The organism is Radiobacillus kanasensis (assembly GCF_021049245.1).
Classification (GTDB): Bacteria; Bacillota; Bacilli; order Bacillales; family Amphibacillaceae; genus Radiobacillus; species Radiobacillus kanasensis.
Genome location: NZ_CP088020.1, coordinates 1086485 through 1105757 on the forward strand (window position 1 = coordinate 1086485; position 19273 = coordinate 1105757).

Here is a 19273-nt window from a genome sequence, read left to right on the forward strand (position 1 = left end):
TATTTACAATTTCATACATATTTATCCTCCAATTACAGCACCTTAAGACTAAGTTAATCTACTGGATGGAGGACGCATAATGAAAGCTGTTACGTATCAAGGAAAATATGCGGTTGGAGTTACACAAGTACCAGACCCAACCATACAGGATCGGGAAGATGTCATTATCCGTGTAACATCCACGGCAATATGTGGTTCAGATTTACACCTATATCAAGGAAATATTCCTTTACCTATAGGATATTCCATTGGACATGAGCCAATGGGAATTGTCGAAGAAGTTGGGCCAGATGTGACAAAGGTTAGAAAAGGGGATCGCGTGGTTATTCCTTTTACGTTAGCTTGTGGTCATTGTCCGTACTGTGAAGCACACCAGGAAAGCCAGTGTGATAACGCCAACCCGCATTATGACTCTGGCGGATATTTTGGGTATTCAGAAAAGTTTGGAGACCTTCCCGGCGGGCAAGCGGAGTATTTACGTGTTCCTTATGGAAACTATACTCCTTTTCGGGTACCAGATGATTGTGAAATGGAGGATAACTCCTTACTATTCTTATCTGATGTGTTACCGACAGCTTATTGGAGTGTGGAGAATGCGGGCGTGAAACCAGGTGATACAGTGATTGTATTAGGATGTGGTCCAATAGGGTTATTGACACAGCAATTTGCTTGGCAAAAAGGCGCAGAACGTGTCATTGCAGTTGATCATGTAGAAAATCGTTTAAACCTTTCGAAGAGCTCCAATAAGACGGAGGTCTTTGATTTCACAAAGTATGACGATATGGGAGAAGTACTAAAGGAAAGGACGAACGGTGGTGCCGATGTTGTCATAGATTGTGTTGGGATGGATGGTAAGAAGTCTCCGTTGGAATTTGTGGAGCAAAAGCTTAAGTTGCAGGGGGGAACACTAGGCGCAATTCAAATCGCAACTAAAGCAGTGAAGAAATTTGGAACGGTCCAGCTGACTGGCGTGTATGGGGGATTATATAACATGTTCCCATTAGGTCCATTCTTCCAACGAAATGTTTCCCTTCGAATGGGACAAGCCCCAGCTCGAGCATATATGGACACGTTATATAAACAAATCATCAACGAAGAGATTGATCCAACAAAAATCATTACACATGAAATGCCTTTGGAACAAGCTGCACATGGCTATGATATCTTCAATCGAAAGGAAGACAACTGCGTCAAAGTTATCCTAAAACCATAAAGAAAAGTCGGGTGGTGCCACCCGACTCTTATCGGTTTTTGTCGAAGGATAGAGAGGGTCTTTTCTTTGTTATTATTCGAAATCTCCAGTAAAATGAAACAAAACTATGAATCTATAATCGAATAACAAAGAGAGGTACCCCAATGACGTGGAAAGGTAAAACGCTATGGAGTCTGATCTGTATTTCGGTGGCACTACTTCTTTACGTATTCATAGACTCCAAGATTGTAAATAATGCGACACAAACTGCTGCCCCTGTGTCCAGTACGCAAGAAACTGTAGTCGAAGCAGAAACAAATAACACAGATTGGCTAACAAAAGATGATGTTTCCTTGTTTATAGGGGAACAGCAAGTTGATCACGATATTTTATATTATAATGAGCAATATTATTTGCCAACTCATACTTTAACCTCAGCAATGAACCACACCTTTGAAGTTCAACCACTAATACAATCTGTCAACATTCAAACAGAAGATACAAAAATTTTTCACTTACCTATGAAAGATCCAAGTGCAGTAGCAACAGCAATGGTATTTGCTTCGTCGGAAGAGAAGGAGATACCTGAACAAAAAGAAGCTTTTGCTATTACGGTACAAAATGAAGTGTACATTCCGTTGGATTTTGCACAAGAACAATTAGAATATCCCATCGAGGTCGAGGAAGAAGAGAGGGAGATAAGTATTTACATTCGTCCTTTCGTTGAAAATGTTGTGTTACCACTAGACGTTCCTTTACTCTTACAAATGGCTGACCCGATGCTTTACAATGGATGTGAAGTCACAAGTTTAGCAATGATTTTGCAATACCATGGGATTAACGTAACAAAAAATCAACTAGCAGAAGAAATCCCGTATGTTCCACTAACCCATTCTAATGGACAAAAAGGAAATCCACATGAAGGTTTTGTAGGAGATATGGCGCAGGGGCCAGGACTTGGCGTCTACCATGGTCCTATTCATGCCTTAGCACAAACATATGTAGGGGAGAGGGCCATTGATCTAACCGGAAGTGAGCCGGAGGAAATTTATACGTATCTAGAACAAGGTCTACCCGTTTGGGTCATTACGACAGCTAGCTTTGCACCAGTCGGGAATATTCAAACATGGGATACGCCGCAAGGACCTGTTGAGATCACCTTTAGTGTGCATAGTGTTGCAGTGACTGGCTATGATGATCAATACGTCTATATCAACGATCCTTACGGTGGAAAGAACAAACCAGTAGACCGAAAAAACTTTGAGAAAGCTTGGGAGCAAATGGGAAGTCAGGCGGTTGTCATTACAAGATAAGCCAAATTCGTATAACCTTTTTTACTTAGGAAAGGATAGGGAAAAAAGGAGGATTACGATGAAAGAGAAAAAAGAGGATCAATCCTACAAGAAGAGTTATGAGTCTGACGGAATTATAGGAAAAGATCGCAATGCGAAAGAAAAGAAAGCCAATGTAGAAGAAGATGATCAATTGTTTTTTAACATAACAGAAGGCAGTGAATAATAAAGATATAAAAGGTGTTGCTCTAGCAATACCTTTTATGTTTTTATCACAAAGGAGAGATTCCTATGAGTTTACAACCAATTCCTGATCATATTCAGGAAAATTTAAAAGTATTATTCATCGGTTTTAACCCGAGTATTCGTTCTGCAGAGACGGGACATCATTTTGCCAATCCTAATAACCGATTTTGGAATATTTTATTTGAAGCTGGTTTGACACCAAAAAAATTTCCCCCAGAAGAGGATGCTAAGCTTTTAGAGTTTGGATACGGTTTAACGAATATCGTAGCGAGACCAACGAAAGAGGCGGCTGAAATTACGAAAGAAGAATATCAAGAAGGGGCATTAGAACTGCAACGAAAAATTATAAAGTATAAACCGAAGGTGCTCTGTTTTGTTGGCAAAGGTGTTTACGAGGAGTATAGTAAAAACAGAAGGGTACAATGGGGCATTCAGCAGAATCCGATTATGCCAGGAGTAGTTGAATTTGTTGCACCATCTTCCAGTGGTCTAGTTCGCATGAAGCAGCAAGATATTGTAGAAATTTACAAGCAGTTGACCCAAATTATTCATCATATTAATTAACTCGGAGGTGAATATTCTGTGGGGAAATATAACCACAGAATAGAAAAATGAAGTACGCCATTGTAACAGGTAATTCAAAAGGCTTAGGCGCATCCATTAGTTGCTTATTAATCAAAGAAAACATACATATCATTGGAATCTCCAGAACAGACAATGAACAACTTTCCAGACTAGCAAATGAGCATTCCGTTACATATGAGCATATCTCCTGCGATCTTGCCAACCCAAATCAGGTAGAGTCTGTCTTTTCTGGGGTTGCCTTAAAGATCTATGGTCAAAACCCAGAACTTGTCTATCTTATTAATAACGCAGGGGTCGTAGATCCTATTGATCGAACAGGGAATCATGCAGCAAACGACATTGTGGCACACACGAATATCAATTTTGTTGCGCCTGTAGCGGCTACCAACATTTTCTTGCAAAAGGCATCAATCAGTGAAACGAAAACGATAGTCGTTAATGTTACTTCTGGAGCAGCTCAAAGACCAATTTCTGGCTGGAGTCTTTATTGTGGAACAAAAGCAGGACTTGATCTTTTCACCGAAACAGTAGCAATGGAGCAAATGGAAGCGGAAACGGGAAACCTTGCTATCCTATTTAATCCAGGTATTATGGATACAAATATGCAAGCATCCATACGCGCTTCCAGTCTAGATGCCTTTAGAGATGTGGAGGCCTTCAAGCAATATAAAGAAAATAACGAACTTCGTGATACAGATGTCGTTGCCCAAGCGCTAGTTTCTGTTTTGCTGGATGTTCCAAACATCGAGAATGGGAAAAACTATTCGATAAAAGAGTTACTTTAAAGTAAAAGGCCCCTAGAGGCAACAAGTGGCTTGGATTTCAAATGAGTAGTTTCGTTTTGGAGTACAAAACTGTACCCCTAGATTGAGCTGCTTTTTTATATGTTCACACCTATAGTGTCCGCCAATTTTACAAAAGTGTGATTGCCGAACATGGCAATCACACCCTATAAATAGAATATATTTTTATCTTGTAAGTAGCCAAATAAGAACTAAAATAACTGCAACTAATCCCCAAACGATAGCCTGTTTATTTTTCATTTTGTGTACCACCTCATACTGTTTCTATATTTGATAAGGGTTTAAACAATCGAGTACAATTCCTGAAAACTATGAATAATGTAATCAGCATGATCATTTTTTTCGTTCCCATCAGTAAAATAACAAGCACTTATCCCTGCGTTCTTCCCTGATAATAAATCCAAATCTCTATCACCAATCATGATGGCTTCTGAGCGAACCATATTATATTTGTTCATAAGGTAATGAATTGCATCAGGACTGGGTTTTCTCTCAAAACCTTGTTTGGACGTTATAAAATCAGAAAAATAACTGTGTAGACCATACATTTTTAGTAGTTCAATTGACGATTCTCCACGATGGGTAAGTAAATAATTTTTTCTATTCGTTGCATGTATGTATTTACAAATCTCCTCAATTCCTTCAAATGGTTTAGCTAATTTTAATTCTGCCTCTTTTTTCCGTTTTTGATATTTTGTTATAAACTCTTTGTCAACTTGATGCTTTTTCTCATAGTATTTTATTGCAGATGATGCAGATACTTTCATCTGAATTACAATCTCCTCAAGTGGTTCTTCTATTTCTCGTTCTTTCAGCAAATCTTTAAATATCTTTGCCATCACTGGGTAGGTATCAAAAAGAGTACCATCAAAATCCCAAATTACGTGCTTGTACATGTTGAATCCTCCTCCATATTCTCTTCTACCTTGTTGTGGATACTATCATGCTAATCAAATCTAGTAAACGAATGATCGTTAGTAACGTCCTCCCACAGCTGTAGAATTTGTTTCTTCGTATTTCGCTCTACAGATAACTCTGGCAATTCTTCAGGAGAGAAAAACTGAACCTGATGTGTTTCTAATCCGCCCTTCAAATCCCCGCTTATCCGTTCACAATGGATAAACACTTTATAAACATGGTAAGGAGAAGGAGGATGCTCATGCTTCAGATAATCATAGATCGCCAAGACACGCTTCGGATTTACCTCAATGTTCGCTTCCTCCATACATTCTTTTATCACAATTTCTTTAGGGGAAAGACCAACATCAGCCCAACCACCGGGTAGTGCCCATTTCTCATCAATTTTCTCTTGGACAAGCAGTATTTGCCCGTTTTCCACTATAAATCCCCGAATATCAACTTTTGGGGTTTGGTAGCCAACTTCATTGGTAAAAAGGTTGTCCAATTTTTCCATAGATACGTTTGTATAACTAGCCATGATTTCTTTGGATAAATCTCGTAACTGTTCATAGCGTTCGATATCATAGACATTTTTACTGTAAGCTAATCCCGATTGTGCTAATGCTTGTATTTCTTTTGCCCACGTTAACCATTTCTCTTCCATGGGTTCACTCCTCTCCAATACTACTCTCTTCCTAGTCTAGGATAACGATTTCAAAAGTAAAGACCTAAATTGGCCCTTGCCATCTTGCTTTGTGAAAAAAATCCGATATAATAAAAGAGTATTATGAAAAGAAAGGACTGAACTGTAGGCTAATGAAGTACTAATCCTATTCCACTAAACGAGTTTTATAGCAAACATTTACTCGTTCCAGAGATAGGATAAGTATGCCCATTTTGCCACAGATGTGAGGAGATGACACTCTTCATAAGTTCCTTTGTAGACGTAACGTATCCCTATGGGGAAACCATGTCTAATTTGAGCTCGGCATTTATAGGTACACACATCCTCTCTGGAAGAACAGGGAGGTTTTTTTATGAGATTATTACATGCTAAAGATATTAAGTTTTCTATTGGGAACCGGGATTTATTGAATATACCAGAGCTTTCTATTCATACAGGAGAGCGTATTGGTCTTGTAGGAAGAAACGGCCAAGGAAAATCGATGCTGCTGAAATATTTACTCGGAATGTTTGGCGATGAATCGATCGTGGAACAGAAAGGCCAGATTGGGTATTTTGAACAATTAAATAATACGAATCAAGTGGATTCCCATTTAAGTGGGGGAGAAAAAACGATGCAAAAGCTAGCGGAGCTTTTCTCCGAATCCGCAAAAATTTGGTTCCTTGATGAGCCTTCGAATAATTTGGACTGGAAGAGAGTGGAGGAGCTAGAAGGACGGTTGCAAAAGGTGGATGGAGCGATGGTCATTGTTTCTCATGACCGGGCTTTGTTAGATAAGGTGTGTCATATCATATGGGAGTTAGAGAATGGTGTCCTAACCGAATACAACGGAAATTACTCCTTTTATCAAAAAAAGAAGGAGCTGGAAATCGAACAACAATACCAAGCTCATGAGGGCTATCTAAAAGAGAAAAAACGATTAGAGGAACGCATGGCACAAAAACAACAGCAAGCTAGTGGCATGAGAAAACCCCCTTCTAGAATGGGGAATTCGGAGTGGCAGCTGTATAAAAATAAAGCAGCTGGTAAGCAAAAGAAAGTAGAAAGAGTTTCGAAGGTTATTCAAAAGAGGCTCGACCGTTTGGAAAAAGTGGAAAAACCAGAAGAGTGGGAAAGTATCCAAATGGATTTCACTCTTTACACGCCGATTCATCGTCGAAACCTTCTGATGGCTGAATCGCTTTCTAAAAATATTGGTGATCGAACATTATATAAGATTCCGTCCTTAAAGCTAAAGACTGGTTCTAAAACGGCCATAATAGGACGAAATGGTATCGGAAAAACGACGTTGATTCATCAGCTATTATCAGGTGATCCAACAATTGATGTGTCCAACAACTTGAAAGTTGGTCATTTCGATCAAGCGATTGAAAATCTCCCATTAGAACCTTCTGTTTATGAATATGTTTCTGAAGGAAGTCATCTGCCTGAACACGTGATTCGAGCTATTCTCGGAAGGATGTATTTCAAAGGGGATACGGTTTATAAACCGATTGATGTGTTGAGCGGTGGGGAGCGCGTGAAGGTTGCTCTAGCTAAATTGTTAGTGGGAGACTACAATCTGTTAGTGTTGGATGAGCCGACCAATCATCTAGATATCCATGCTCTACAGGCAGTGGAAGGATTGATTAATGACTACCCGGGAACTGTTTTACTTGTCTCGCACGATCGAACCTTTGTGGACCAAGTAGCTAATTGCTTATGGATTTTGGAAGAGCAAACCGTCCTCCCTTTCCAAGGAACGCTGAAAGAATATGAGGATTCTCTTGCTCAACCAACCTATCAAGCGAATGATGAGGACCAAGTAGCTTTATTGGCTTTGAAGAATAAGCTCACAGATGTAATTAGTAGACTAAGTTTATTAAAGCCACATGAGGATAAGGAAGCGTTAGAGAAAGAATATGAGGAACTGTTGGGAGAGATAAGACGACGAAAGTAGATAGAGTATTATAAATTTATCACAGAAACGCAGGGTTTAATCAAACTCCTGCGTTTCCGTTCCCTTATTAAACTTTATCGTAACAGGTTTTGCAATATACAAAATTTGCATATTTGCTTAACACTTTGTCTAGAATCCCCAACTGGCATTTTATGCACGCTTGGTAGGGTATAGGGTAATATGTACAATCACCTCGTCTCCCTCTGACAAAGAGCGCCCACAATTTGTACAAGTTAACCTTCGATTAAAAAATGCTTTAAACGACATAAGAAACCTCCTCGTATATAAATACGATGGGATAAAAATTTCGTTTCATCTAAAGACCTATTTAGTATAGCTTATAAACCATTAGATGCTCATCTAAATAACGTTTACCAACTTTAATCGCTTGTTTTTCCGTACCGTATATCTCAAAGCCTATCTTTTGATATACATGCACAGCCTTTTCATTATCTGCAACGACACATAATTGTAGCTGTTCTATACCAGCCTCTTTTCCATAACGGATAACTTCTTGAAGTAACTTCGTCCCGATTTGTAGATTCCGGTGATTCTTGGAAACATACATAGCAACAAGTTCTACTTTATGAGCGAATTTAGGGTGGGTTTTATGAACAAGTGTTACATTTCCAACTAGCTTACCATCCAAAAAAGCTCCAAAAAAACGTTGCCCGCGGTCTTGTAGGCGCTTCTTTAATTGTTCAATGGGATCTTCTCGATTAATAGCTTCTTCATAAGTAGTGATAAAAGCATCTGGCTCTTCTTTCAACGCTTCGAGTCGAAGCATCCAGCACTGTTCAGCATCATGTTCTGTAATAAGGCGAATGTCCATATTGCCAACTCCTTTGCACCATCATACCATGAGGATAGAAATCTGTGGTAAACTTGTAAAGGAGAAAAAATGTCAGTCAGATATACTGAAAATAGGTAATGAGAAAGAAAGGAAGTTTCCAAATGATTACAAGAAAAAGCAGCCGTGAAATAGCGTTAATGCAAGAAGCAGGAAAATTACTCGCTCAATGTCATAAAGAAATTGCCAAACGAATCAAGCCGGGTGTAACGACAAAGGAAATAGATGATTTTGTAGAGGATTTCTTGGCAAAGCATGGTGCAACACCGGAACAAAAAGGGTACAACGGCTATGAATATGCCACATGTGCCTCCATTAATGATGAAATCTGTCATGGATTTCCTCGTAATGAGCCTTTAAAAAATGGGGATATTGTAACGATTGATATGGTTGTAAACCTAAACGGAGGATTAGCTGATTCCGCTTGGACATACGCTGTAGGGGAAGTAGACGAACAGACGGAAAAACTTTTAGAGGTTACGAAAACCTCTTTGTATAAAGGAATGGAGCAAGCAACAGCCGGAAAGCGAATCGGCGATATTGGTCATGCGATCCAAACCTATGCGGAAGAGGAAGGCTTTTCCGTAGTCAAAGACTTTACCGGCCACGGAATTGGACCGACCATTCATGAAGAACCTCACATCCCGCATTTCGGTGAGGCTGGTCGAGGACAAAGACTAAAAGAAGGTATGGTCATCACAATCGAACCGATGATTAACATCGGAGCATGGGAAAGCCAAATGGACGACAACAATTGGACAGCACGTACGATTGATGGCAAATACTCGGCGCAATATGAACATACGTTAGTCATTACAAAAGATAAACCGATTATTATAACAGATCAAGATAACCTATAAGCCCGGAACCAGTTAACCCCAAAAGTTAACTGGTTTTTTCATACTAAGGTATAGACTAGCTCAAGCATGGTTCGGTATAATGGAAAAATATTTTACTAATTTACTCAACTAAAAGGATTAAGGGGTAGGAGTGAGGGGTTTGACTTCAAGAGCAATTGATGTTCAGAAAGATGCAAGTTCTAATGTATCCATGATCCAAAAAGGTGTAGCAAAAGGCTTTCCAATTATGCTCGGCTATCTTCCTATTGCTATTACGTACGGTGTATTAGGGGAACAAGCAGGGATGTCAGTCACCGAAATTACTTTGATGAGTGTGATGGTTTTTGCCGGTGCTAGTCAATTTATGGGTGTTAATATGATTGCCTTAGGAACAGGCGCCATGGAAATTATTATCGCGACATTTGTATTGAACTTCCGTCATTTCGTGATGAGTTTATCATTTATGAACCGAGTTCGAGGGATTGGATTGAAGTGGAAGGTGCCTTTATCTTTTGGACTAACCGATGAAACGTTTGCTGTCGCTTCCTTACATCCGGAAAAAGCAAAAGAGGAAAACGGTGGTTATTTTTACGCAGCCCTTATGCTCACGGCTTACTCTTCCTGGGTTATTGGTTCCTTTCTCGGTGGTGTTCTAGGAGACATTGTTCCGAGTAGCTTAAGCCAAAGTATGGGGATAGCCTTATATGCAATGTTTATTGGGTTGTTAATACCATCGGTGAAAAAAGAGTGGCGAGTGGGACTGATAGCAGTGTTTGCTATGCTTATTAACTATAGTGCAAGCTTCATTATGAGCCAAGGCTGGGCCATCGTACTTGGGACCGTTCTCGGTGGATTTATCGGAATCCCGTTATTAAAGGAGGATGAAAAAGAATGATCCTTCTCATTATTATTGGAATGGCTCTCGTAACCATTGTGCCAAGGTTTGTACCGGCATATATTGTAGACAAAGTACATTTTCCCAACTGGGTCAATCGCTGGTTAAATGCGATTCCATATGCAGCTTTAGGGGCATTGATTTTCCCAGGAATTCTAACTGTTATTCCAGACAAACCTCACATCGGCTTTTTCGGTGCTCTAACAGCGGTTGTATTGTCCTTTTTAGGATTAAACATAATCATTGCCGTAATCGGTGCTACTTTAACCGTATATGTTTTAACGATGTAAAAAAGCGCATTGAGATGCGCTTTTTTCCTTCCCCTTATTCCTCTTCCTTATATGGTTCAATATGAATATGAGCATGATTAATATCATGCTTTTTGGCTAAGACATCCTCTAATCTTTCTGTTATTTCATGGCTTTCTTGTACGTTTAATTCAGGATCAACAAAAATAGTAACCTCGACTAACGCTTGGTTTCCGTGTAGTCTACCTTTAATATCTTTTACCTCTTCCACTTCCGGATCTTTTTGGATGCTCTCTTTAATATTCGATATATCCTGTTCATCAAAACCATCGGTTAACGTATGGGTGGCTTCCGAGAATATTTTCCAAGCAGTCCAACAAATGATTAATCCAACAATAAGACCAGCTACGGGATCTAGCCAAGCTTGTCCAAATTGTGCTCCTATGATGCCTACAAATGCCCCAATACTGACGAGTGCATCCGATTTGTTATCCTGTGCAGCTGCTTGAAGAGATAGACTGTTTATTTTTTTCGATAATCTGTAGTTGAACGTATAAATTCCTATCATAAAAACAGCAGAAAAAAGAGCGGTCCATGCTGTCAACATTGTAGGATGGGATTCAACACCGTTCCAAAGCTTTTCAACCGTGTCCAATATAACATTAATCCCGACTGTGATCATGATAAAGGCAGCAACTAGAGATGCGATCGTCTCTGCGCGAAAATGCCCATAATGATGATCTCCATCCGGTGGTTTCCGTGAAATGCGAAGGCCAATGAGAACAGCTATGGAAGCAATGACGTCGGTGGTGTTGTTTAAGCCGTCCGCCTTTAGTGCATCAGAGTTCCCAATTGTAGCTACGACTAATTTTAAGACAGACAGAAATAGATAAGCACCAATACTTACCCATGCTCCTATCTCTCCCTTTTTTAAGTTTGCATATTGCTCCATTAGCGTTGGCCTCCAGTTAATTATATGTGTGAGTTCAAAAAGGAGGAGAAGGCAACTAGGTTCAACCGGTTTCACCCGAACTTTTTGAACATCCCCTTATAAGCATAGTAAGCTTACCAAAGAATGATAGAGTGAGTCTAGAGAAAAAGTGCTTCGCTTAGGAAGATTACTTTTCTATACTAAAACATGTTTACTTAATGAAACTTTTCGATTTAATCTTTACTTGAAAGGAAGTTCCATACCTATGGAAAAAAGTAGTTAAAACTTCGTATGTTTCTATCGAATTGATACATACTATTTGTGAAATTCTTAAGAAATGAGGACGATTAGTATGGTAAACATCGCGATTATTTATTACAGTTCCACAGGGACTAACTATCAGTTATCCAAATGGGCAGAAGAAGCAGCAAAAGAAGCAGGGGCAGAGGTAAGAGTTCGAAAGATGAAAGAGCTTGCTCCTGAGTCTGCAATTGCTCAGAATCCAGCTTGGAAAGAGCATTTTGAGTCGACTAAAGATGTGCAAGAAGCAACGAATGACGACTTAGAGTGGGCAGATGGTATTATTTTTAGTGTTCCAACTCGATTTGGAAATGTTCCTGCCCAAGCAAAACAGTTTTTCGACCAAGCAGGGGGCTTATGGGCACAAGGGAAGACGGTAAATAAAGTCGTGAGCGCCATGTCTTCCGCGCAGAACCCACATGGTGGTCAAGAAGCTACAATCCTAAGCGTATATACGTCTATGTTCCACTGGGGTGCTATTATAGCTGCACCAGGTTACGCAGATCCGGTGACCTTTGCTGCAGGAGGAAATCCATATGGAGTAAGTGTAACCGTCGACCAGAATAATAATATGGTCGAAGACGTAGAGGGCGGCGTAAAGTTTCAAGCGAAAAGAACGGTTGAAATCACCCAGAAAATAGCAAAGTAATTCACTCAAAAAATGACCTGTCCAAAAAGGAGAGGTCATTTAATTTTTAAATGGTACTTCCATTAAATGTAACGGTCTACTTTGTATGAAGGCAGAGGCTTATGGTAAACAATAGGCTTAGTCCATTGCGAAAGGATGGTCATCATGAGTGAAGATCGTGCAACGAAAAAAAGCAGTGAAATATACGAGAAAAGATGGGCTATCGTCTCCTTAGCTTCCATTCCTTTAATCATGACACTAGGGAATTCAATGCTCATACCGGTACTTCCAGATATGGAAAAGGAATTAAATATATCCAAACTTCAATCCAGTTATATTATTACTGTATATTCCATTGTCGCTATTTTTCTCATTCCGATAGCAGGCTTTCTGTCTGACCGATTTGGTCGAAAAATAGTCATCATCCCTTCATTGATAGCTGCTGGAATCGGAGGATTGATTTCTGGTTATGCAGCATGGAAAATGGATGATCCCTTTACATGGGTGTTAGTTGGGCGTATTCTTCAAGGAATTGGCGCCTCGGGAACAGCCCCTATTGTGTTGCCACTAGTTGGAGATATGTTTCGGAGGGAAAAGGATGTGAGTGCGACACTTGGGCTCATTGAAACCTCGAATACGTTCGGAAAAGTACTAAGTCCTATTTTAGGATCCGTACTGGCAGGAGTAATCTGGTATTTGCCATTCTTTTCTATACCAGTATTCTGTTTAATGTCCGTTTTACTCGTTCTCATACTAGTGAAAAAACCGAAAAATGAAGAGAAAGGTCCATCCTTTAAGGAATTTTGGAAAAATACGAAGAGTACCTTTCATACGCATGGTCGTTGGTTAGTTGCCGTCTTTATCGTCGGTGCTATTCTTATGTTTATTTTATTTGGAATCCTTTTCTATCTATCCAGCGTGATGGAGGATGTTTATAATATAAAAGGAATTAGGAAAGGGCTATATTTAGCCATTCCACTTGCAGCTTTATGCTTGGCGTCCTATATTACTGGAAAAGTAATAAAGGACGATATTATTAAAATGAAATGGATTACCTTTACGGGTATCATGTTGGCAGGTCTAACAACGGTTGCCGTTAGCTTTTCGGAACAATTTATTTACTTAATTATTGTTTTTCTCGTTTGTGGAGTCGGCATCGGCGTAGGTTTGCCTAGTCTCGATGCGATCATTACAGAAAGTATAAGTAAGGAAGTAAGAGGTACGATTAGCTGTATCTACAGTTCTGCTCGTTTTGCAGGCGTAGCAGCTGGTCCCCCCGTCATTGCCCTTTTGATGGACCTTCCTAGTCTCGTGTGGATGGTCGCCGTCCTTTGCGGGTCAGCGGTTATTGCAGCGCTGTTAGCCTTTAAGGTTATTCACCCGGAAGCCGATGGGGAAAAGTCATCAAGCGGATCCCAACAAATAGAAGCAACCCTGTTTAAGAAATATTAAAAGCAGGGTTGCTTTTTTTGTTTAGCAATAGGTAAAAATAACCATTAAAAATTTTCAGAAAATTATTGCTTTATTCCTGAAAATTTAGGATAATAGAAAAAAGGAACGAGGAGGCGTGTTCCATGAAAAAGCATAAAGTAAACTACAGGTTAAAGGTATTTGGCAGTGGTCATTATTCGAAAATCGTAGCTAAGCGGGAGATTTCATACGAGATTAAATTAGCAGCTCAATTACTCCTTGATGAATTATGTTTTAATTGGAATAAAGCGCATTTAGAGGAAATGATTAATGAATCGATTGATACAAACAATAGTGAAGCTTTTTACGAATTAAGTGAACAGTATCAACCGTATGTAAGAAAATAAGTAATGCATGTTTTAGACCTTGTCAAATCTGACAAGGTCTTTTTTAGTAGGTTAAATAAACCATATTTTCTTTAAGGATTTATATGTTATAGTGGAAAATGAATGAATTATACACAGCTAAGGAGACATAATCATGAAAAAAATGATGCTTTGGATTAGTATAGCATTGTTATTAGCAGCATGCGGGAACAACGATCAATCTGAATCCCATCAGACACCAGACCAAGATAAATCAGCAGAAACAGAGCAATCAAATGAGGAGAATCAGGATGCTAAAACAGAAACGCTTGACGAATCTAAGGAGCCTACCAGAGAAGAGCAACTAGGCCCAGAACTTGTTTTAGCTAGTGAAGATCCTGACAATATTCATATATTAGTAAATAAGGTGCACTTTCTGCCAGAAGAATATGTTCCAGCTGATTTAGTAGTACCTAATGTACCGTTTTCATTTGAAAAAATAGTAGATAAAAGAAAAATGAGAAAAGAAGCGGCAACGGCACTAGAAACTTTATTCCAAGCATCTGAGCAAGCTGGTATTGATCTAGTAGCTGCATCTGGATACCGATCCTATGAGCGACAAGCCACTATTTATCAAAGTAATGTGGAGGCAAATGGGAAAGAGCATGCTGATAAGTTTTCGGCCCAGCCAGGAAGCAGCGAACACCAATCTGGTTTAGCGATGGATGTAACGAGTGCCGAAGTTGCTTTTGCGCTTGAGCAGACCTTTGAACAAACGAACGAAGGTACTTGGTTAGCTGAAAATGCGCATAAATTTGGATTTGTTATTCGTTACCCGGAAGGTAAAGAAGAGATTACGGGGTATAGTTACGAGCCTTGGCATATCAGATATGTCGGAAAAGAAATGGCGGAAGAGATCTTTAACCGTGGAATAACATTAGAAGAATATTATGAACTACAACAATAGATGTCACTTCGGTGGCATCTGTTTTTTTTAATCTCGAGGAACATTAAATTTCTGTAAAGAGTGCTAAATTAATGGTCAAACATTGCTATAATAAAGAAGGAGGTATGTTCCTCCTGTTACATATTTTACAAATAGAAGGCGAAGTGGGGCTATGAACAAAAAGTTAGTAAAAAGTTGGGCCTTTTATGATTGGGCCAATTCTGCCTTTTCAACAACGATTACTGCTGCTATTTTACCTGTTTATTATTATGATGTTGCAGCAAAAGGCTTGGATCAATCCCTAGCTTCTAGTTATTGGGGGTACTCGAATTCCATAGCTGTATTTACAGTTGCCATTCTTTCTCCAATATTAGGAGCAATAAGTGATTACTCATCAGCGAAAAAACAATTTCTTCGATTCTTTGCCTACATGGGAATCATCGCAAGTATTCTATTGGCATTTGTCGGAGAAGGAGACTACATCCTAGCTTCTATCTTACTAATTCTTGGAACGATTGGTTTCTCAGGAGGGAATGTGTTTTACGATGCATTTTTACCAGAAATAGCGGAAGAAGGCGAAATGGATCGAGTTTCAACGAGAGGCTATGCATTCGGTTATCTCGGTGGCGGAATACTTTTAGCAATCAATGTTCTCATGCTTTTGAAATATGATTGGTTCGGGATTCCTAATGCAATGGTAGCTAGTCAGATTTCCTTTATATCGGTAGGGATTTGGTGGTTTGTTTTCTCTATCCCGCTTTTTAAAAATATTCAAGAAGAGAAAAAAACGCAGTTAAAGCGAACCCAGTCCTATGCGGTGATTGGATTAGTTAGAGTTGGACAGACGTTAAAGGAACTTAAACATTATAAGCAACTTCTCATTTTTTTAATTGCTTTTTGGTTATATAACGATGGAATTTCAACGATTATTAAAATGGCAACTATCTATGGGAAAGATATCGGAATCGGAACAAACGCTTTAATTACGGCACTGTTAATTACACAATTTGTTGGATTACCTTGTACGTTTGCATTTGGTTGGTTGTCTTCAAAAATTTCGGCAAAGAAGGCTTTGCTACTATCGCTTTATGTTTACGTCGCCATTGTATTGCTAGGCTTCTTTATGTCGAGTGCCCTTCATTTCTATTTATTAGCGATTTGTGTAGGACTTGTTCAAGGTGGGGCGCAAGCATTAAGCCGATCCATTTTCGGTAAAATGGTGCCAAAGAACCGCCATGCAGAGTTTTACGGATTCTATGGGATATCCTCTAAATTCGCTGCGGTTTTTGGACCATTCTTATTTGGTTTAGTAGGTCAGCTTACCGGAAACAGCCGTTTTGGAATTATTTCCTTATTGGTATTCTTCGTAGTTGGCATCGCATTATTGCACCGTGTAAATATTGAAAAAGGTATCAATGAAGCAAAATAAAAGAGGCCGTTTGGCCTCTTTTGTTTTAAACAATCGGATCACTATAAATCGGCTTATGCCTCATCGAAGCAGGTGTGCCTGTATCGTAAGAGATATCGTCTAGTAACGCTTGCAGTTTTGATAATTGGTTCTCTGTTGGGCTTTCCCAGTACTTGAGTAACTCTTTTAAGACTTCCGTGCCTTCTATCTTGCCTTCTTCATACAAATCTACAAAGCTTTTTGTAGAAGGTTCCTTTGTTGCCGGGTGGTACCACGTATTCCGTTCTTCGCCTAAGTAATCTTTCTTCTCTTTAATGGGACGATGAGAGAAGGAAGAAATAAGAGAAGACAGAAATACATTTTTTAAGCCCGTTGAGTCGGACACGATCATTAAAGCTCGTTTCATATCGCGATAGGAGTCCTTCACATAGTCTGGAGAAAGATTCGATACAGCTTCCGGAAAGTGTGTTTGGATCGCTTCTTTCATTAGTTGGTTTACATCCTCATCTAACTTATGTCCAACATCAATTTCTTTATAAACAGCAAATTTCCATGTGTCCTGGTTTCGAAAACGATTCATCATAATCGTGTCAATAATCACTTCTAAGTATTGATGATTGTTCCTTTCATAGCCTGCCTTGTAATGAATATAAGGATGAGTGTTTCGGTCTAAAATATGATGAGTCACAAATCCTAGCACATAGGCTTTTGCTTTCTCCCCGTATTGAGGAGCTTTCTGTATCAGGAAGGTTAAAAAGTCCCCACATTGTTCGGTATGAAGTAATGTTCCAATTTGGTTTACCTTTTTATCTTTTTTCCATGGTAAAAAATTATGGTAGAAGAATGGGTCTGGACCTTGTGCGCCAAGATTTAAATAGGTTTCATGTTCCCCGCATGATGGTTCGTTGATGGTCTCCAACAACTCATCACAAAATAGTATGTGTGTCCATATATTCGGCATGTATATTCCTCCTAGACAACTCCTTATACATTCATTATAGAAGAGATTGTTGTAATTTAGGAGTTATAAACAAGAAATTTTTGTGTCATTTGGTAAGTACAAAAAAGAAGCCTCACATAGGAGACTCCAAAATGTTATCACCATATAAAACCACAAATGAGAGTCATCTAGTGTCTAGATTCCCCCTCCCAATGTGATATTTTAAGGATAGCATGACTAGGAAAAAGAGTATAGTGGATACGAATAATTGGATGCATTTACCGATACGAAATATTTTTAACTTATCTTTCTACAGACATTGTCCACCGGAGGACGGTTTTAGTCAGTAATCGATAATACCGAGCACCCCACGCTTTTGTTCTTGTTTTTCTAAAAATTTGATACAATGGAAAAGGGTATTTGATCACAAGGGAGGATTTGAAAATATGGATTACCGCATTGAAAGAGACACAATTGGAGAGATAAAAGTAGAAGTAGATAAGTTTTGGGGGGCGCAAACGGAAAGAAGTAAACAAAACTTCCCCATTGGCTCCGAAAAAATGCCTGTGGAAATTGTTCGTGGCTTTGCTATTCTAAAGAAAAGTGCGGCCCTAGTAAACAGAGACTTAGGTTTGCTTGATGCGGAGAAGGCTGATGCGATTGCTTATGCTGCAGATAAGATTGTGGCTGGAGAATTAAATGAACACTTCCCACTAGTTGTATGGCAAACTGGTAGTGGAACGCAGTCCAACATGAATGTAAATGAAGTGATTGCTTACGTTGGGAACCAATGGTTAAAAGAACAAAATAGCGATGTAACACTTCATCCAAATGATGATGTCAATAAATCTCAAAGCTCCAATGATACGTATCCAACAGCTCTACATGTTGCAGCATTGGTAAAAGTAGAAGATGTTGTATTGCCAGCTTTAACAACCTTAAAGGATACGTTTGCAGAAAAAATGGAAGCGTTTAAGGATATCGTGAAAATTGGACGAACACACTTACAGGATGCTACACCTCTAACTTTAGGACAAGAAATTAGTGGTTGGCACCGTATGCTAGAAAAAACAGAAGTCATGCTTACTCAAAGCTTAGATCATGTTCGTGAACTTGCGATTGGTGGTACGGCTGTTGGAACAGGGCTAAACGCACATCCGGAATTTTCTGAGCGTGTAAGTGCAAAAATTAGTGAACTAACAGGTAAGAAGTTTGTTTCGGCTCAAAATAAATTTCATGCTTTAACTAGCCATGACGAGCTTGTTTATGTACATGGTGCTTTGAAAGGCTTGGCAGCAGATCTTATGAAAATTGCAAATGACGTAAGATGGTTAGCAAGTGGTCCGAGAAGTGGTCTTGCGGAAATTAATATTCCTGCCAATGAACCAGGAAGCTCCATTATGCCAGGAAAAGTAAACCCAACGCAAAGCGAAGCTGTCACTATGGTAGCAGCGCAAGTTATGGGGAATGACGCAACAATTGGATTTGCAGCAAGCCAAGGAAACTTTGAATTGAATGTGTTTAAACCGGTAATCGCTTATAATTTCTTACAATCTGCACAGCTACTTGCAGACAGCATGCTTTCCTTTAATGATCGCTGTGCGGTAGGAATTGAACCAAATCACACGAATATTGAGAAAAACCTAAACAACTCTTTAATGCTTGTAACAGCGCTTAATCCGTATATTGGTTATGAGAATGCGGCTAAAATTGCGAAAAAAGCTTTTGCGGATAATACAACGTTGAAAGAGGCCGCTCTAGAATCTGGATTACTTACAGAAGAGCAGTTTGATGAGTATATTAATCCGAAAGAAATGACGTATCCAAAGTAAAAATACAAGGCTTTATGACTTGTAAAAAGAATTTATAAC

At 39.2% G+C, this 19273-nt stretch carries 20 protein-coding genes; 15 read left to right on the forward strand and 5 right to left on the reverse strand.

What is annotated here, in order from left to right; translation table 11 throughout:
• Positions 1 to 79: 79 nt before the first annotated feature.
• From KO561_RS05740 to KO561_RS05765, 5 genes are all read left to right on the forward strand, one after another.
• Positions 80 to 1213, forward strand: coding sequence for a zinc-dependent alcohol dehydrogenase (locus KO561_RS05740; protein ID WP_231096170.1), 1134 nt, complete (start codon positions 80 to 82; stop codon positions 1211 to 1213).
• A 143-nt stretch (positions 1214 to 1356) separates the two neighbouring features.
• A complete protein-coding gene (locus tag KO561_RS20575; protein ID WP_408004842.1) occupies positions 1357 to 2505 on the forward strand; it encodes a C39 family peptidase in 1149 nt (382 codons plus the stop codon).
• Between the two features lie 58 nt (positions 2506 to 2563).
• Positions 2564 to 2710: a hypothetical protein gene (locus tag KO561_RS05755; protein WP_231096171.1), complete on the forward strand. Its 147-nt coding sequence runs from the start codon at positions 2564 to 2566 to the stop codon at positions 2708 to 2710.
• Between the two features lie 65 nt (positions 2711 to 2775).
• Positions 2776 to 3294: a G/U mismatch-specific DNA glycosylase gene (gene mug, locus KO561_RS05760; RefSeq protein ID WP_231096172.1), complete on the forward strand. Its 519-nt coding sequence runs from the start codon at positions 2776 to 2778 to the stop codon at positions 3292 to 3294.
• A 47-nt stretch (positions 3295 to 3341) separates the two neighbouring features.
• The gene (locus tag KO561_RS05765) at positions 3342 to 4100 is read left to right on the forward strand and encodes a (S)-benzoin forming benzil reductase (RefSeq protein ID WP_231096173.1); all 759 of its coding nucleotides are present in this window, start codon (positions 3342 to 3344) and stop codon (positions 4098 to 4100) included.
• 299 nt (positions 4101 to 4399) lie between these two features.
• Here the strand turns inward: KO561_RS05765 and KO561_RS05770 are convergent, their stop codons facing one another.
• Together KO561_RS05770 and KO561_RS05775 are read right to left on the reverse strand one after the other, a co-directional pair.
• Positions 4400 to 5014 carry an HAD-IA family hydrolase gene (locus KO561_RS05770; RefSeq protein WP_231096174.1) on the reverse strand — a complete coding sequence of 205 codons (615 nt, stop codon included), beginning with the start codon at positions 5012 to 5014 and terminating at the stop codon, positions 4400 to 4402.
• A 50-nt stretch (positions 5015 to 5064) separates the two neighbouring features.
• The gene (locus KO561_RS05775) at positions 5065 to 5682 is read right to left on the reverse strand and encodes an NUDIX hydrolase (protein ID WP_231096175.1); all 618 of its coding nucleotides are present in this window, start codon (positions 5680 to 5682) and stop codon (positions 5065 to 5067) included.
• 373 nt (positions 5683 to 6055) lie between these two features.
• On the opposite strand from KO561_RS05775, the gene abc-f reads away from it, so the two are divergent.
• The gene (abc-f, locus tag KO561_RS05780; RefSeq protein WP_231096176.1) at positions 6056 to 7642 is read left to right on the forward strand and encodes a ribosomal protection-like ABC-F family protein; all 1587 of its coding nucleotides are present in this window, start codon (positions 6056 to 6058) and stop codon (positions 7640 to 7642) included.
• Positions 7643 to 7970: 328 nt separating this feature from the next.
• Here the strand turns inward: abc-f and KO561_RS05785 are convergent, their stop codons facing one another.
• Entirely contained in the window at positions 7971 to 8474 is a 504-nt protein-coding gene (locus KO561_RS05785) for a GNAT family N-acetyltransferase (RefSeq protein ID WP_231096177.1), read from the reverse strand.
• Positions 8475 to 8596: 122 nt separating this feature from the next.
• On the opposite strand from KO561_RS05785, the gene map reads away from it, so the two are divergent.
• The 3 genes from map (at position 8597) to KO561_RS05800 (ending at position 10516) form a co-directional block, all read left to right on the forward strand.
• Complete coding sequence (gene map / locus KO561_RS05790; protein ID WP_231096178.1) at positions 8597 to 9352, forward strand: type I methionyl aminopeptidase; 756 nt, start codon at positions 8597 to 8599, stop codon at positions 9350 to 9352.
• Between the two features lie 190 nt (positions 9353 to 9542).
• Positions 9543 to 10226: an AzlC family ABC transporter permease gene (locus KO561_RS05795; RefSeq protein ID WP_408004865.1), complete on the forward strand. Its 684-nt coding sequence runs from the start codon at positions 9543 to 9545 to the stop codon at positions 10224 to 10226.
• On the forward strand, positions 10223 to 10516 hold the full coding sequence (locus KO561_RS05800; protein ID WP_231096180.1) for an AzlD domain-containing protein: 294 nt from the start codon (positions 10223 to 10225) through the stop codon (positions 10514 to 10516). The genes KO561_RS05795 and KO561_RS05800 overlap by 4 nt, the downstream gene beginning before the upstream one ends.
• Before the next feature lie 34 nt (positions 10517 to 10550).
• On the opposite strand, the gene KO561_RS05805 is transcribed toward KO561_RS05800, so the two are convergent.
• Complete coding sequence (locus tag KO561_RS05805) at positions 10551 to 11426, reverse strand: cation diffusion facilitator family transporter (RefSeq protein ID WP_231096181.1); 876 nt, start codon at positions 11424 to 11426, stop codon at positions 10551 to 10553.
• 331 nt (positions 11427 to 11757) lie between these two features.
• On the opposite strand from KO561_RS05805, the gene wrbA reads away from it, so the two are divergent.
• The 5 genes from wrbA (at position 11758) to KO561_RS05830 (ending at position 16483) form a co-directional block, all read left to right on the forward strand.
• Positions 11758 to 12354, forward strand: coding sequence for an NAD(P)H:quinone oxidoreductase (wrbA, locus tag KO561_RS05810; protein WP_408004843.1), 597 nt, complete (start codon positions 11758 to 11760; stop codon positions 12352 to 12354).
• Positions 12355 to 12498: 144 nt separating this feature from the next.
• Complete coding sequence (locus KO561_RS05815; protein ID WP_231096182.1) at positions 12499 to 13785, forward strand: MFS transporter; 1287 nt, start codon at positions 12499 to 12501, stop codon at positions 13783 to 13785.
• 122 nt (positions 13786 to 13907) lie between these two features.
• Complete coding sequence (locus KO561_RS05820) at positions 13908 to 14150, forward strand: IDEAL domain-containing protein (RefSeq protein ID WP_231096183.1); 243 nt, start codon at positions 13908 to 13910, stop codon at positions 14148 to 14150.
• A gap of 133 nt (positions 14151 to 14283) precedes the next feature.
• Positions 14284 to 15075 carry a M15 family metallopeptidase gene (locus tag KO561_RS05825; protein WP_231096184.1) on the forward strand — a complete coding sequence of 264 codons (792 nt, stop codon included), beginning with the start codon at positions 14284 to 14286 and terminating at the stop codon, positions 15073 to 15075.
• Between the two features lie 151 nt (positions 15076 to 15226).
• A complete protein-coding gene (locus KO561_RS05830) occupies positions 15227 to 16483 on the forward strand; it encodes an MFS transporter (protein WP_231096185.1) in 1257 nt (418 codons plus the stop codon).
• Between the two features lie 25 nt (positions 16484 to 16508).
• On the opposite strand, the gene KO561_RS05835 is transcribed toward KO561_RS05830, so the two are convergent.
• Positions 16509 to 17423 (reverse strand): zinc dependent phospholipase C family protein, encoded by a 915-nt coding sequence (locus tag KO561_RS05835; protein ID WP_231096186.1) that lies wholly within the window; start codon positions 17421 to 17423, stop codon positions 16509 to 16511.
• 425 nt (positions 17424 to 17848) lie between these two features.
• Between KO561_RS05835 and fumC the strand changes: the two genes are divergently transcribed.
• Positions 17849 to 19234: a class II fumarate hydratase gene (gene fumC, locus KO561_RS05840; protein WP_231096187.1), complete on the forward strand. Its 1386-nt coding sequence runs from the start codon at positions 17849 to 17851 to the stop codon at positions 19232 to 19234.
• Positions 19235 to 19273 lie beyond the last annotated feature (39 nt).

Bases quoted from the DNA above. Each gene is read 5' to 3' on its own strand.
- KO561_RS05800 (WP_231096180.1), top strand. From the start codon at position 10,223: ATGATCCTTCTCATTATTATTGGAATGGCTCTCGTAACCATTGTGCCA.
- mug (WP_231096172.1), top strand. From the start codon at position 2,776: ATGAGTTTACAACCAATTCCTGATCATATTCAGGAAAATTTAAAAGTA.
- KO561_RS05830 (WP_231096185.1), top strand. From the start codon at position 15,227: ATGAACAAAAAGTTAGTAAAAAGTTGGGCCTTTTATGATTGGGCCAAT.
- KO561_RS05785 (WP_231096177.1), bottom strand. From the start codon at position 8,474: ATGGACATTCGCCTTATTACAGAACATGATGCTGAACAGTGCTGGATG.
- fumC (WP_231096187.1), top strand. From the start codon at position 17,849: ATGGATTACCGCATTGAAAGAGACACAATTGGAGAGATAAAAGTAGAA.
- wrbA (WP_408004843.1), top strand. From the start codon at position 11,758: ATGGTAAACATCGCGATTATTTATTACAGTTCCACAGGGACTAACTAT.
- KO561_RS05820 (WP_231096183.1), top strand. From the start codon at position 13,908: ATGAAAAAGCATAAAGTAAACTACAGGTTAAAGGTATTTGGCAGTGGT.
- KO561_RS05825 (WP_231096184.1), top strand. From the start codon at position 14,284: ATGAAAAAAATGATGCTTTGGATTAGTATAGCATTGTTATTAGCAGCA.
- KO561_RS05755 (WP_231096171.1), top strand. From the start codon at position 2,564: ATGAAAGAGAAAAAAGAGGATCAATCCTACAAGAAGAGTTATGAGTCT.
- map (WP_231096178.1), top strand. From the start codon at position 8,597: ATGATTACAAGAAAAAGCAGCCGTGAAATAGCGTTAATGCAAGAAGCA.
- KO561_RS05770 (WP_231096174.1), bottom strand. From the start codon at position 5,014: ATGTACAAGCACGTAATTTGGGATTTTGATGGTACTCTTTTTGATACC.
- abc-f (WP_231096176.1), top strand. From the start codon at position 6,056: ATGAGATTATTACATGCTAAAGATATTAAGTTTTCTATTGGGAACCGG.
- KO561_RS05815 (WP_231096182.1), top strand. From the start codon at position 12,499: ATGAGTGAAGATCGTGCAACGAAAAAAAGCAGTGAAATATACGAGAAA.
- KO561_RS05765 (WP_231096173.1), top strand. From the start codon at position 3,342: ATGAAGTACGCCATTGTAACAGGTAATTCAAAAGGCTTAGGCGCATCC.
- KO561_RS05835 (WP_231096186.1), bottom strand. From the start codon at position 17,423: ATGCCGAATATATGGACACACATACTATTTTGTGATGAGTTGTTGGAG.
- KO561_RS05775 (WP_231096175.1), bottom strand. From the start codon at position 5,682: ATGGAAGAGAAATGGTTAACGTGGGCAAAAGAAATACAAGCATTAGCA.
- KO561_RS05795 (WP_408004865.1), top strand. From the start codon at position 9,543: ATGATCCAAAAAGGTGTAGCAAAAGGCTTTCCAATTATGCTCGGCTAT.
- KO561_RS05740 (WP_231096170.1), top strand. From the start codon at position 80: ATGAAAGCTGTTACGTATCAAGGAAAATATGCGGTTGGAGTTACACAA.
- KO561_RS05805 (WP_231096181.1), bottom strand. From the start codon at position 11,426: ATGGAGCAATATGCAAACTTAAAAAAGGGAGAGATAGGAGCATGGGTA.
- KO561_RS20575 (WP_408004842.1), top strand. From the start codon at position 1,357: ATGACGTGGAAAGGTAAAACGCTATGGAGTCTGATCTGTATTTCGGTG.